Annotated in this window: 12 protein-coding genes; 1 reads left to right on the forward strand and 11 read right to left on the reverse strand. The window is 63.8% G+C overall.

The genetic code is table 11. The features are described 5' to 3' along the window. Positions 1 to 38: 38 nt before the first annotated feature. The 11 genes from hscA to uvrB all read right to left on the reverse strand — a co-directional run bounded on the left by hscA (position 39) and on the right by uvrB (position 10,638). Positions 39 to 1,904: a Fe-S protein assembly chaperone HscA gene (hscA, locus tag B552_RS0108415; RefSeq protein ID WP_019448561.1), complete on the reverse strand. Its 1,866-nt coding sequence runs from the start codon at positions 1,902 to 1,904 to the stop codon at positions 39 to 41. 9 nt (positions 1,905 to 1,913) lie between these two features. Next, positions 1,914 to 2,432 carry a Fe-S protein assembly co-chaperone HscB gene (gene hscB / locus B552_RS0108420; RefSeq protein ID WP_019448562.1) on the reverse strand — a complete coding sequence of 173 codons (519 nt, stop codon included), beginning with the start codon at positions 2,430 to 2,432 and terminating at the stop codon, positions 1,914 to 1,916. Positions 2,433 to 2,522: 90 nt separating this feature from the next. Beyond that, complete coding sequence (gene iscA / locus B552_RS0108425; RefSeq protein WP_026035457.1) at positions 2,523 to 2,843, reverse strand: iron-sulfur cluster assembly protein IscA; 321 nt, start codon at positions 2,841 to 2,843, stop codon at positions 2,523 to 2,525. Positions 2,844 to 2,913: 70 nt separating this feature from the next. Further along, positions 2,914 to 3,315, reverse strand: coding sequence for a Fe-S cluster assembly scaffold IscU (iscU, locus tag B552_RS0108430; RefSeq protein ID WP_019448564.1), 402 nt, complete (start codon positions 3,313 to 3,315; stop codon positions 2,914 to 2,916). Between the two features lie 55 nt (positions 3,316 to 3,370). After that, positions 3,371 to 4,591 (reverse strand): IscS subfamily cysteine desulfurase, encoded by a 1,221-nt coding sequence (locus tag B552_RS0108435; protein ID WP_019448565.1) that lies wholly within the window; start codon positions 4,589 to 4,591, stop codon positions 3,371 to 3,373. A 75-nt stretch (positions 4,592 to 4,666) separates the two neighbouring features. Next, positions 4,667 to 5,221, reverse strand: coding sequence for a Fe-S cluster assembly transcriptional regulator IscR (gene iscR, locus B552_RS0108440; RefSeq protein WP_019448566.1), 555 nt, complete (start codon positions 5,219 to 5,221; stop codon positions 4,667 to 4,669). 101 nt (positions 5,222 to 5,322) lie between these two features. Then, positions 5,323 to 7,422 (reverse strand): site-specific recombinase, encoded by a 2,100-nt coding sequence (locus B552_RS0108445; protein WP_019448567.1) that lies wholly within the window; start codon positions 7,420 to 7,422, stop codon positions 5,323 to 5,325. Next, positions 7,422 to 7,901, reverse strand: a complete 480-nt coding sequence (locus B552_RS0108450; protein ID WP_026035458.1) for a low molecular weight protein-tyrosine-phosphatase — start codon at positions 7,899 to 7,901, stop codon at positions 7,422 to 7,424. The genes B552_RS0108445 and B552_RS0108450 overlap by 1 nt, the downstream gene beginning before the upstream one ends. A gap of 48 nt (positions 7,902 to 7,949) precedes the next feature. Further along, complete coding sequence (locus B552_RS0108455; protein ID WP_019448569.1) at positions 7,950 to 8,189, reverse strand: hypothetical protein; 240 nt, start codon at positions 8,187 to 8,189, stop codon at positions 7,950 to 7,952. 39 nt (positions 8,190 to 8,228) lie between these two features. Beyond that, positions 8,229 to 8,450 (reverse strand): hypothetical protein, encoded by a 222-nt coding sequence (locus B552_RS0108460; protein WP_019448570.1) that lies wholly within the window; start codon positions 8,448 to 8,450, stop codon positions 8,229 to 8,231. A gap of 94 nt (positions 8,451 to 8,544) precedes the next feature. Continuing rightward, positions 8,545 to 10,638, reverse strand: coding sequence for an excinuclease ABC subunit UvrB (gene uvrB / locus B552_RS0108465; RefSeq protein ID WP_019448571.1), 2,094 nt, complete (start codon positions 10,636 to 10,638; stop codon positions 8,545 to 8,547). A 200-nt stretch (positions 10,639 to 10,838) separates the two neighbouring features. Between uvrB and B552_RS0108470 the strand changes: the two genes are divergently transcribed. After that, positions 10,839 to 12,035, forward strand: a complete 1,197-nt coding sequence (locus B552_RS0108470; RefSeq protein WP_019448572.1) for an amino acid aminotransferase — start codon at positions 10,839 to 10,841, stop codon at positions 12,033 to 12,035. Positions 12,036 to 12,163: the final 128 nt, after the last annotated feature.

The following is a 12,163-nucleotide window of genomic DNA, read 5'->3' on the forward strand; positions in this document are numbered from 1 at the left end:
TCAGTCTGCGGTGCGAACGATCAGTGCACCTGCGGCCGTCAGCCGAGCTCCTGCACCTTCTTGCCGGCCAGCGCGCTCTTGATCGAGCGGTCCATGCGGCGTGCGGCAAATTCGTCGGTACCTTGCGAAAGGCGCTCCACGGCGGCCTTGATGGCGTGGTGGTCCTCACCCTTTGCGATCTCGGCCACGCTGGCGATCAGCGCTTCCACGGCGGTACGCTCGTCGGCCGACAGCAGTTCGCCATCGGTCTCGAGCGCGCGCGTGGTGGCCTCCACCAGACGCGAGGCTTCGACGCGCTCCTCGGCCAGCGCACGGCTCTTCATGTCGTGCTCGGCTTCGCGGAAGCTCTCCTGAAGCATCCGGGCGATATCGTCATCGGCCAGGCCATAAGACGGCTTGACCGATACCGATGCCTCCACGCCGGAGCCAGTTTCGCGCGCCGACACCGACAGCAGGCCGTCGGCATCCACCTGGTAGGTCACGCGGATACGCGCCGCACCGGCCACCATCGGCGGAATGCCGCGCAATTCGAAACGCGCGAGCGAACGGCAGTCGCTGGCCAGTTCGCGTTCGCCCTGCAGCACGTGGATCGCCATTGCGGTCTGGCCGTCCTTGAACGTGGTGAACTCCTGCGCGCGGGCCACGGGAATCGTGCTGTTGCGCGGAATGATCTTCTCGACCAGACCACCCATCGTTTCCACGCCCAGCGACAGCGGAATCACGTCAAGCAGCAGCCAGTCCTCGCCCGGCGCATGGTTGCCGGCCAGCAGGTTGGCCTGCATGGCGGCGCCCAGCGCCACGACCTTGTCCGGATCAAGATTGGTCAACGGTTGCTGGCCGAAGTAATCGCCCACGGCCTTGCGGATTGCCGGCATGCGCGTTGCGCCGCCAACCAGAACCACACCCTTGACTTCATCTGCACCGACGCCCGCGTCACGCAGTGCCTTGCGCACCGGCGTCAGCGTCTTCTGCACGAGGTTGGCGGTGATTTCGATAAACGTGTCGGCTTCCAGCGGCAGATGCACGATCTCCCCGCTCGCCAGCACCGCGTCGATCACCGTGCTGTCGCTGCTGGACAGCGCTTCCTTGGCCGCACGGGCGCGCACCATCAGCAGGCGCGCGTCTTCGGCCGACAACGGCTGCAGGCTGGCCTGCTCGACGATCCAGCACAGCAGGCGCTGGTCGAAGTCGTCCCCGCCGAGCGCAGAATCGCCGCCCGTCGACATCACTTCGAACACGCCCTTGGTCAGCTTGAGCACCGAGATATCGAACGTGCCGCCGCCGAGGTCATACACGGCGTAGATGCCTTCCGCGCCGTTGTCCAGGCCATAGGCGATGGCGGCGGCGGTCGGCTCGTTGAGCAGGCGCAGCACGTCCAGGCCGGCCAGTTGCGCGGCATCCTTGGTGGCCTGGCGCTGCGCGTCGTCGAAGTACGCCGGAACCGTGATCACGGCCCCGACCAGGTCATCGCCAAGCGAGTCTTCCGCACGCTGGCGCAGCGTGGCCAGGATCTCGGCCGAGACTTCGACCGGACTCTTGATGCCGGCCGCCGTCTTCAACTGCACCATGCCCGGTGCATCGACGAAATCGTACGGGCTGTGCTCGATATTGGCCACGTCGCGCACGCCGCGGCCCATGAAGCGCTTGACCGAGATGATCGTGTTCTTGGGGTCGCGTACCGCTTCGTCCTGGGCCTTGTAGCCAATATGCGCATTACCGGTAGACAGGTAGCGCACCACGGACGGCAGCAGCGCGCGGCCGTGCTCGTCGGGCAGGACTTCGGGAATGCTGTTGCGCACGGCGGCCACCAGCGAGTTGGTGGTGCCAAGGTCGATACCAACGGCCAGCCGGCGCTGGTGGGGCGCCGGCGACATGCCGGGTTCTGAAATCTGGAGCAGTGCCATGATCTTTCTTCAATCTTCGAGACGATCGATCGCCTCGCTCGCGTCGTGTTCGATCTTCTCGATAAACATGAGCTGTCGCGCCGCAGCGCTGGCAGCGTCGTTGTCGCCGGCATCGAGCAGTGCGCCGAGTGCCGCGTGGCGGTCACGCTTTTCCTGGCGCAGATCGCGCAGCAGGCGGTCAAGCTGGTCTACCGCGCGGCCTTCCACGGCCTCCTGCAGCGCTTCACGCCATTCCATCTGCTGCATCAGGAAGGCGGGCGCCATTGCCGTGTTGCTCTCGGCCTGGATGTCGACGCCACGCAGGTGCAGCAGGTAGATCGCGCGCTTGAGCGGCTGGCGCAGCGTCCGGTATGCCTCGTTGGCGTGCGCGGCCCACTGCATGGCCACGCGGCGCTCGGCATCGCCGGCATTGGCAAAGCGGTCCGGATGCGCCTGCGTCTGGACGGTGAGATAGGCGGCGTCGAGCGCGGCCTCGTCCACGTCATAGCGGGCAGGCAGCCCGAACAGCGCAAAGAAATCGTCTTTCAAAAGCTTCCCCAACAAAAAGGAGCGGCCATGCCGCCCCCCGTCGTGTCGCCGCACTCGTATCGGCTACCGATACGGGTGCGGCTCAGGCCGTCAGACCCGGAACGATTCGCCGCAGCCGCACTCGTCCTTGACGTTGGGGTTATTGAACTTGAAGCCTTCGTTCAACCCTTCGCGCGCGAAATCGAGCTCGGTGCCGTCGATGTACGGCAGGCTCTTCGGATCCACGATCACCTTGATGCCGCGCGTCTCGAACACCTGGTCTTCAGGCTGCAGTTCGTCCACGTACTCGAGCTTGTACGCCAGTCCCGAGCAGCCGGTGGTCTTCACGCCTACGCGCAAGCCCACGCCCTTGCCACGGCGTTCCAGGTAGCGGGCGACGTGCTTCGCCGCCTTTTCGGTCATTGTGATCATCTTTGCCTTGCTGTCGATGCGCCGCGCGCGGCCAATTGACCACGCGCGGCCGTACAAACCATCTACCGGATCAGGCCGCCTTCTGCTCGGCGCCCGGGTGCTTCTTCTTGTAATCCTCGACGGCCGCCTTGATGGCGTCTTCGGCAAGGATCGAGCAGTGGATCTTCACGGGCGGCAGCGCCAGTTCCTCGGCGATCTGGGTGTTCTTGATCTCCAGAGCCTGGTCCACGGTCTTGCCCTTGACCCATTCGGTCACCAGCGACGACGAGGCGATCGCCGAACCGCAACCGTAGGTCTTGAACTTGGCGTCTTCGATCACGCCAGCCTCGTTCACCTTGATCTGCAGCTTCATCACGTCGCCGCAGGCCGGGGCGCCGACCATGCCGGTACCCACCGCGTCGTCGTTCTTGTCGAACGAACCGACGTTGCGCGGATTTTCATAGTGGTCGAGAACCTTGTTGCTGTAAGACATTTTGGCTACCTCTGATCAATCTTTTGATGGGGTCTTGTTTTTACGTGTGCCGCAATCAGTGCGCGGCCCACTGGATCGAATTCAGGTCGACGCCGTCCTTGAACATTTCCCACAGCGGCGACAGATCGCGCAGCTTGCCGATCTTGTTCTTGAGCAGTTCGACGGTGTAGTCAACCTCGGCCTCGGTCGTGAAGCGGCCCACCGTGAAACGAATCGAGCTGTGCGCCAGTTCGTCGTTGCGGCCAAGTGCGCGCAGCACATACGACGGCTCCAGCGACGCCGACGTGCACGCCGAACCCGACGACACGGCCACGTCCTTGATGGCCATGATCAGCGATTCGCCTTCGACGAAGTTGAAGCTGACGTTCAGGTTGTGCGGCACACGGTGTTCCATCGAGCCGTTCAGGTACACCTCTTCCATGTCCGACAGGCCGTTCCACAGGCGGTCGCGCAGCATGCGGATGCGCTCGTTCTCCGTGGCCATTTCCTCGCGGGCCAGACGGAATGCCTCGCCCATGCCAACGATCTGGTGCGTAGCCAGCGTGCCCGAGCGCATGCCGCGCTCATGGCCGCCACCGTGCATCTGCGCCTCGATGCGCACGCGCGGCTTGCGGCGTACATACAGCGCGCCGATGCCCTTCGGGCCATACGTCTTGTGGGCCGAGAACGACATCAGGTCGCATTTCAGCGTGTTCAGGTCGATCGCCACCTTGCCGGTCGCCTGCGCGGCGTCGCAGTGGAAGATGATGCCCTTCTCGCGGCAGATCTCACCGATCTGCTCGACGTCCTGGATCACACCGATCTCATTGTTCACCAGCATCACCGATACCAGGATCGTGTCCGGGCGGATCGCCTGCTTGAACACGTCCATATCGATCAGGCCGTCATCCTTGACGTCGAGGTACGTCACCTCGAAGCCCTGACGCTCCAGCTCGCGCGTGGTGTCCAGCACAGCCTTGTGCTCGGTCTTCACGGTGATGATGTGACGGCCCTTGCCCGAGTAGAAATTGGCCGCGCCCTTGATGGCGAGGTTGTCCGACTCGGTCGCGCCCGACGTCCACACGATTTCGCGCGGATCGGCACCAACCAGCGCCGCCACCTGCTCGCGCGCCTCTTCCACGGCACGCTCGGCGTCCCAGCCATACGCGTGGCTACGCGACGCCGGATTGCCGAACTGCTCGCGCAGGTACGGAATCATCTTGTCCGCCACGCGCGGGTCCACCGGCGTGGTGGCCGAGTAATCCATGTAGATCGGGAAATGTGGGGTGGTGCTCATCGTTGTGACTGCCTTATAGGGACCGCTAATCGCTTAATGCCTACCGATAGTTTAGTTCAGCCGCGCCGTCCGTGCTCAGGACTGCGCGAGGCTGAAAACCGAATTGACCACGCGGGCGCGTGCCGGCTTTTCCTGTTTCGCCGTCTTGCCGCGAGGCGCGGCAACCGGCTGCTGCGCGGCATCTTCGCGCATGTCGTGCAGCACCGCCGGCTGGCGGTCGCGCTGCTGGTCGACCAGATTCTTCAGGGAGACGGAGTCGAGGTACTCGACCATCTTCTGGTTCAGCGTGGCCCACAATTCGTGGGTCATGCAGCGCCCAGTGCCGTCATCGCCGTTACAATTGCCCTTCCCGCCGCACTGCGTCGCATCGAGCGGTTCGTCCACGGCGATGATGATGTCCGCCACCGTGACGTCCTCGGCCTTGCGCGCCAGGCTGTACCCGCCGCCCGGACCGCGCACGCTTTCCACGATCTCGTGGCGGCGCAGCTTGCCAAAAAGCTGCTCCAGGTACGACAGGGAGATCTTCTGACGCTGACTGATGCCTGCCAGGGTGACAGGTCCCTGATCCTGGCGCATGGCCAGGTCGATCATGGCGGTTACCGCGAAACGGCCTTTGGTGGTCAGTCTCATGATGCTCGAGGGGAAGGGAATACTTGAGAATTTCGGTCGAGTATAAAATTTTCCGACTAATTTAGTCAAGTACCCCTTGCTGCAACGCAGTGTTCCGCCAGCTATAACGATGGACTCTCCGCAGGCGCGGAACCGGGCGCGTTGCGCGGCGGGATCAGCAGAGAGAGCGGGTGCCGAATAATACGCTTTTGTACCGCCTTCACCACCTCCATCCGATCGACACGCCGCATTTCACGCGAGCGCAGCGCCATGTTGAAGGCCAGTGCAAAGCTCACCGCAACGTTCAGTACGCCCATCAGCGCAATGCCTGCCACCGCAAGCCACAGCGCGGGCATGCGCAGCGCATCGAAGCCGAGCACGCCGATTGCCGCCCCAACCGAGCCGGTCGAAAGCGTCACATGGCGCACCTCCATATGCGGTCCGAAGAAGCTCAGGATCTCGGGCCCGAGCCCGAGCAGAAAGCCCAGTGAAACGTTGGCCGTGATGCCCGAAAGATTGCGTTTCCAGAAATCGGCCAGGCGCATCGCGCCGCGTTGACCGAGGACATAGCGCAGGCGCCGGTTATAAGCCATGACGTCATGCACGCGATGCAGCGCGAACCAGTTGTCCGCCCAGCCGGCAATCAGGCTCGACAGCCACAGCAGCACTCCGGTGAAGATTGCGTACAGCGGCGTGGGGCCGAGAATCGAAAACGACTCGATGGTCGCGATCGCCTTGGCCGGGGTGATCAGATGCGTGCCGAACGCCTTTCCAGCCAGCCACTCGACCGCCAGCGCCACGGGAAACACCACAGACAGGTTGCCAAAGATCGCTGCCGCATTCGACCGGATCATGGCGATCGTATCGTCAACGAAGATCTCGCGCCCCTCGGGCCGGCCCGCCCCGTCCAGCCGATGCGCCAGCGCCGGCCCGGTCATCGCCGGCTGCTTGGTGGCCAGCGTGAAATGTGCAAAATGGATTGCCAGGAAGCTGCCCGCGTAGTTCAGCGACGCCAGGAACCCTTCGACGAACTTGTCCAGGTGCAGCCCATAGATCAGGAACTTGAGGTAGACCGTGGCTGCCGTCACCAGCCCGCCGCCCGCGGCGGCCCGCATCAGTTCGCGGTATTCCTTGCGGTCGCGCGTGATGTAGTGCTCGCCGCTCTCGGCCGAACGCTCGACCACCTTTCGCGCAAGTTGCGCAAACGACGAACTCATCAGATGCCCAACGCTGCGTCGCGCCTGAGTGGAGCGGATCAACTCGGCGATCAGATGGGCATGGCGGCCATGATGCGATGGATCGACCCACGCATTGAGCAGCAGGTCGATGCGTGCCAGACGCGCCTTCATGCGCTCGATCTGAAACACCACCTCTACCGAAACCCCGTTCTCTTCGAGATCTTCATAGACCTGGTGAGCGGCGGCGTGGCAACCGTCGAGCAGCGCCCGGAAATAGTTCAGGCGGTGCGCGAAGGCGTCGTCGCCGTGCGCGATCCCTTCCTCGCACAGCGCGGCGATGGCACTGTCCAGGCGAAAGAACGGCGTGTCTTCCACGCGGCCGCGCAGACGCGTGCGGATCGCCTGACTCAACCCCGTGGCCTTCACCTGGCTGACCAGCACCTGGATGCTGGCCGTCAGCGTGGCTTCACGCGCGCGGCGCAGGCGCCTGAGTCCATCGCCGGCCTCCTCCGCCGCTTCGGCATCTTCCAGCAGCGCATGAGCAAGACGTTCGACCAGATCGTCGTCGAGCGCCTCAACCCATTCAGCATCGTTCTCGTCGACGAACAGCAGTGCGAACAGCCCCGCCATATCGCTGCGATTCGGGGGCGGCGGCAGGAAACGCGCCTGCAGCCGGTCCGCCATTTCGCTCCAGATCCCCGGGTGCGAAGCAACGCCGGTGTCGCAGAACAATGAGGTTGGGTCGTTGTCGCGCACGATCGACCGGACCGTCCGTGCAAAGCTGTCGGACCAGTCTGGGTGGCGGCCCAGCACCTGCAGCAGGTATCGCAAGCGGACGTGAGCGGGATAGCTGCGCGTGCCTGCGTCTCCCACCTCGGCATCTGAGCCGAGGCTGCCATCGCGACGCATCCAGTAGCCGAGTTCGATCAGCCACTGGTTGCGCTCGGCGAGCGGCGCATCAGGATCGGCCGCAGCCAGGATGGCGTCCAGTTGCAGGCTGGCATTGCGCGATTCGCGCCATTTGCGAAACAGGGAACGCAGCATCAGGCCAGGCGCCCCCGCAGCATGTCGATCACACCGTCGCAGGCATCCTCGATATAGTCGAGCACGCGCTCGAAACCGTCGCCTTCACCGTAGTAGGGGTCGGGGACTTCCTCGGCATCGTGCCGCGTGGCGAAGCTCATCAGCAAACGGAGCCTTTCGGCCTCCACGCGCGGATGCAGCGCACGCAGCGCGGCAAGATTGGCGTGATCCATCGCCAGCACCAGGTCGAAACGCTCGAAATCGGCCACGCCAACCTGCCGGGCACGCAGCGCGGACAGGTCGTAACCACGGCGCAGCGCGTGACGCTGGCTGCGCGCATCGGGGGCCCGGCCCAGGTGATAGTCATGCGTTCCGGCCGAATCGAGTTCGACCCGATCGGCAAGGCCGGAAGCTTCAAGCTTGGCGCGCAGGACGCCTTCCGCCGTCGGGGAACGGCAGATATTGCCCATGCAACACATCAGAATGGCGTACTTTTTCATCGGCGCGATTTTACCGCCTGCCGACTGACGCCGAAACGCAAATGCCGGCTAGAGCTGCTCTGCCAGCACCTTTCCGCGCGCAAACCCGGCCACTTCGGCCTCCTCCGGCGTCTTGTACTGCTCGGAGTCCGGAGCCGTTTCCACCAGCGTGCTGGCTGCGCGGATGTTCGTACCCTTGCGGCACACACGCACCGTGTATTCCCATGCGATCGGTGAACGGGGCTTCACCAGCACCTGAATCTCGTGCGTCTCGAAAACCCTCTTCTTCCACTCACTGCTATAGGTCATTACCTGTCTCCTGCCCTTCTGACACAGCCACAACGCCAGTTAGTTGACTTCTCCGGCATCGATGGTCCGCATGGCTTCGGCCTCCGCCAGGGCAAGAGCTGCCTCGGGCGAGTGCGCCGAGCCGGTTTCCGTCTCGAACGTCGGGCCGCCGGGCTCGCCGAATGCGTCGGCAATCGTCAATACCCCGGCAAAACCACCGCCCGCATGCGGAATCGCGCGGGCCACTACTGCATAACCACCATATTCGAACTGCCTAACCATGGCGTGCTCCTCGTACGTGATCCGGCGTATCCGCCCCCATCACTATAGGATGCAAGCCGCGTGCCGTGGCCTCGGGTGATTCCCAATCGACCCATTACGCCGAAGGCGGCAGCAGATGGTCGCCATCGGCGGCCGCCCCGAATATCTGCGTACGCAGTTTCGCGAGCTGGTCTCGCACCTGGGCGGCGCGCTCGAACTCGAGGTTCTTTGCGTGGTCCAGCATCTGCTTTTCCAGACGCTTGATCTCCTTTGCCACCTGCTTTTCGCTCATGTCCTCGTACTTGGCCCGCTCGGCGGCAGCCGCCAGTTCGGCCTTGGCATCGGTGGCGTCATAGACGCCGTCGATGATGTCCTTGATGCGCTTGACCACGCCGCGCGGCGTGATGCCATTGGCCTCGTTGAACGCCATCTGCCTGGCGCGGCGGCGCTCGGTCTCCGAGATCGCCACCTTCATCGAATCGGTCATTCGGTCGGCGTAGAGAATCGCCGTGCCATTGACGTTGCGCGCCGCGCGCCCGATCGTCTGGATCAGCGAACGTTCCGCGCGCAGGAAGCCTTCCTTGTCGGCGTCGAGGATGGCCACCAGCGACACCTCGGGAATGTCCAGCCCCTCGCGCAGCAGGTTGATACCTACGAGCACGTCGAACGTCCCCAGCCGCAGGTCGCGGATGATCTCCACGCGCTCGACGGTATCGATGTCCGAATGCAGGTAACGGACCTTCACGCCGTTCTCCGACAGGAACTCGGTCAACTGCTCCGCCATGCGCTTGGTCAGCGTGGTCACCAGCACGCGCTCGTTCACGCTCACGCGCGAGTGGATCTCGCCGAGCAGGTCGTCCACCTGCGTCGTGGCGGGCCGCACCTGGATCACCGGATCGACCAGTCCCGTGGGCCGCACCACCTGCTCCACCACCTGCCCGGCATGCTCCTTTTCGTAGTTCGCCGGCGTGGCCGAGACAAAGACTGCCTGGCGCATCTTGCGCTCGTACTCGTCGAACTTCAGCGGCCGGTTGTCCAGCGCCGAAGGCAGCCGGAACCCGTACTCGACCAGCGTGGTCTTGCGCGCACGGTCGCCGTTGTACATGCCGTTCAGCTGGCCGATCAGCACGTGGGACTCGTCAAGGAACATCAACGCGTCGGGCGGCAGATAGTCCACCAGCGTCGGCGGCGGCTCGCCGGGCTTGGCGCCGGACAGATGCCGCGAGTAGTTCTCGATGCCCTTGCAGAAGCCGAGTTCCGAAAGCATCTCCAGGTCGAAGCGCGTGCGCTGCTCCAGCCGCTGCGCTTCCACGAGCCGGTTCTCCTTGTAGAAGAAATCGAGCCGCTCGCGCAGTTCCACCTTGATGTCCTCGATCGCGCGCAGCACGGTTTCGCGCGGCGTGACGTAGTGGCTCGACGGATAGACCGTAAAACGCGGAATCTTCTGGCGGACGCGCCCGGTCAGCGGATCGAAGAACTGCAGCGAATCGACCTCGTCGTCGAACAGTTCCACGCGCACCGCCATTTCGGCATGCTCGGCCGGGAAGATGTCGAGCGTATCGCCGCGCACGCGGAACGTGCCGCGCTGGAAATCGGTCTCGTTGCGCGTGTATTGCATCGCGATCAGCCGTGCGATGACGTCGCGCTGACTGATCTTGTCGCCGTGGCGCAGCGTCAGGATCATCTGGTGGTATTCGCTTGGATTGCCGATACCGTAGATCGCCGACACCGTGGCCACGATGATCGTGTCGCGCCGCTCCAGCAGGCTCTTGGTGGCCGACAGCCGCATCTGCTCGATATGCTCGTTGATCGACGAGTCCTTCTCGATGAACAGGTCGCGCTGCGGCACGTAGGCCTCGGGCTGGTAGTAGTCGTAGTAGCTGACGAAGTACTCGACCGCGTTGCGCGGGAAGAACTCGCGGAACTCCGAATAGAGCTGCGCCGCCAGCGTCTTGTTCGGTGCAAAGACAATGGCCGGCCGCCCCATCCGCGCAATCACGTTGGCCATCGTGAAAGTCTTGCCGGAGCCGGTCACACCCAGCAGCGTCTGGTATGACAGGCCGTCCTCCACGCCTTCCACAAGCTGGCGGATCGCCTCCGGCTGGTCGCCGGCGGGCGGGAACGGCTGGTAGAGATGGAACGGAGACCCCGGGAACTCGACGAATTTGTCTTCATCGAGGGCTGGGGCGGCTTCAGCGAGATTCGTCATGTAAGTAGGGGAAAAACCTGAGGGAAACTGGCGGATTACGCTAGAATCTTGGGGTTGCGCGGATCGGTTCAAGCACAGTTTGCCTGACCCTGCTGTCAGGTTCTGTCAGGAGTGTGATTCCGGGTTCCGCCGCAGCCACTGCGCAGTCCGAGCAATTCTACGCCCTCCGTTTTGTTACACAGCTGACCACGAGATCTCAAATGAGTTTGTTTTCTGCCGTCGAGATGGCCCCGCGCGACCCGATCCTGGGCCTGAATGAAGCGTTCAATGCCGATACCCGCGCCACCAAGGTGAACCTGGGCGTTGGCGTGTACTTCACCGACGAAGGGAAAATTCCGCTGCTGCGCGCCGTGCAGGAGGCCGAAAAGGCCCGCCTGACCACGGCCACCCCGCGCGGTTACCTGCCCATCGAGGGCATCGCCGCCTATGACCAGGCCGTGCAGACGCTGCTGTTCGGCAAGGAATCGGCCCTGATCACCGAAGGTCGTGTGGTGACGGCTCAAGCACTCGGCGGTACCGGTGCCCTGAAGATCGGCGCCGACTTCCTGAAGCGCCTGTACCCGAACGCCTCGGTCGCCATCAGCGACCCGAGCTGGGAAAACCACCGCGCGCTGTTCGAAGCCGCCGGCTTCCCGGTGATCAACTATGCCTACTACGACGCCGCCAGCCACGGCCTGAACTTCGCCGGCATGGTGGAATCGCTGAAGTCGTACCCGGCCAACACGATCGTCGTGCTGCACGCCTGCTGCCACAACCCGACCGGCGTGGACCTGAACGACGCCCAGTGGAAGCAGGTGGTGGAACTGGTCAAGGAACGCAACCTGATCCCGTTCCTGGACATGGCCTACCAGGGCTTTGCCGACGGCATCGACCCGGACGGCGCCGCCGTGCGCATGTTCGCCGAGTCGGGCCTGCCGTTCTTCGTGTCCAGCTCGTTCTCGAAGAGCTTCTCGCTGTACGGCGAGCGCGTTGGCGCCCTGTCGATCGTGACCACGGGCAAGGACGAAGCCCAGCGCGTGATGTCGCAGATCAAGCGTGTGATCCGCACGAACTACTCGAACCCGCCGACCCATGGCGGCACCGTGGTGGCCACCGTGCTGAACAGCCCGGAACTGCGCGCCATGTGGGAGCAGGAACTGGGCGAGATGCGCGACCGTATCAAGCTGATGCGCAATGCGCTGGTGGACAAGCTGGCCGCCAAGGGCGTGCCGGGTGACTTCTCGTTCGTGAAGGCCCAGCGCGGCATGTTCTCGTACTCGGGCCTGACCTCGGCCCAGGTTGACCGCCTGCGCAACGAGCACGGCATCTACGCCGTGGGCACCGGCCGCATCTGCGTGGCCGCGTTGAACAGCCGCAACATCGACGCCGTGGTCAACGCGATCGCCGCCGTCTACTAAGAAGCACTGATGACAATCGGCGGGATGCAGAAAATGCAACACCCGCCGCAAAAAGGCGACCTGGAGGCCACTCCGGTCGCCTTTTTTCATGTTTGTCAGACAATGTCACCGGGAATTAGGCCAAATAC

This window comes from Cupriavidus sp. BIS7 (assembly GCF_000292345.1).
GTDB lineage: Bacteria > Pseudomonadota > Gammaproteobacteria > Burkholderiales > Burkholderiaceae > Cupriavidus.

Coding starts and splice junctions, on each gene's coding strand:
- B552_RS0108460 (WP_019448570.1), bottom strand. CDS start 8,450: ATGGTTAGGCAGTTCGAATATGGTGGTTATGCAGTAGTGGCCCGCGCG.
- B552_RS0108435 (WP_019448565.1), bottom strand. CDS start 4,591: ATGAGCACCACCCCACATTTCCCGATCTACATGGATTACTCGGCCACC.
- hscA (WP_019448561.1), bottom strand. CDS start 1,904: ATGGCACTGCTCCAGATTTCAGAACCCGGCATGTCGCCGGCGCCCCAC.
- uvrB (WP_019448571.1), bottom strand. CDS start 10,638: ATGACGAATCTCGCTGAAGCCGCCCCAGCCCTCGATGAAGACAAATTC.
- B552_RS0108445 (WP_019448567.1), bottom strand. CDS start 7,422: ATGCTGCGTTCCCTGTTTCGCAAATGGCGCGAATCGCGCAATGCCAGC.
- iscU (WP_019448564.1), bottom strand. CDS start 3,315: ATGTCTTACAGCAACAAGGTTCTCGACCACTATGAAAATCCGCGCAAC.
- iscA (WP_026035457.1), bottom strand. CDS start 2,843: ATGATCACAATGACCGAAAAGGCGGCGAAGCACGTCGCCCGCTACCTG.
- B552_RS0108450 (WP_026035458.1), bottom strand. CDS start 7,901: ATGAAAAAGTACGCCATTCTGATGTGTTGCATGGGCAATATCTGCCGT.
- B552_RS0108455 (WP_019448569.1), bottom strand. CDS start 8,189: ATGACCTATAGCAGTGAGTGGAAGAAGAGGGTTTTCGAGACGCACGAG.
- B552_RS0108470 (WP_019448572.1), top strand. CDS start 10,839: ATGAGTTTGTTTTCTGCCGTCGAGATGGCCCCGCGCGACCCGATCCTG.
- iscR (WP_019448566.1), bottom strand. CDS start 5,221: ATGAGACTGACCACCAAAGGCCGTTTCGCGGTAACCGCCATGATCGAC.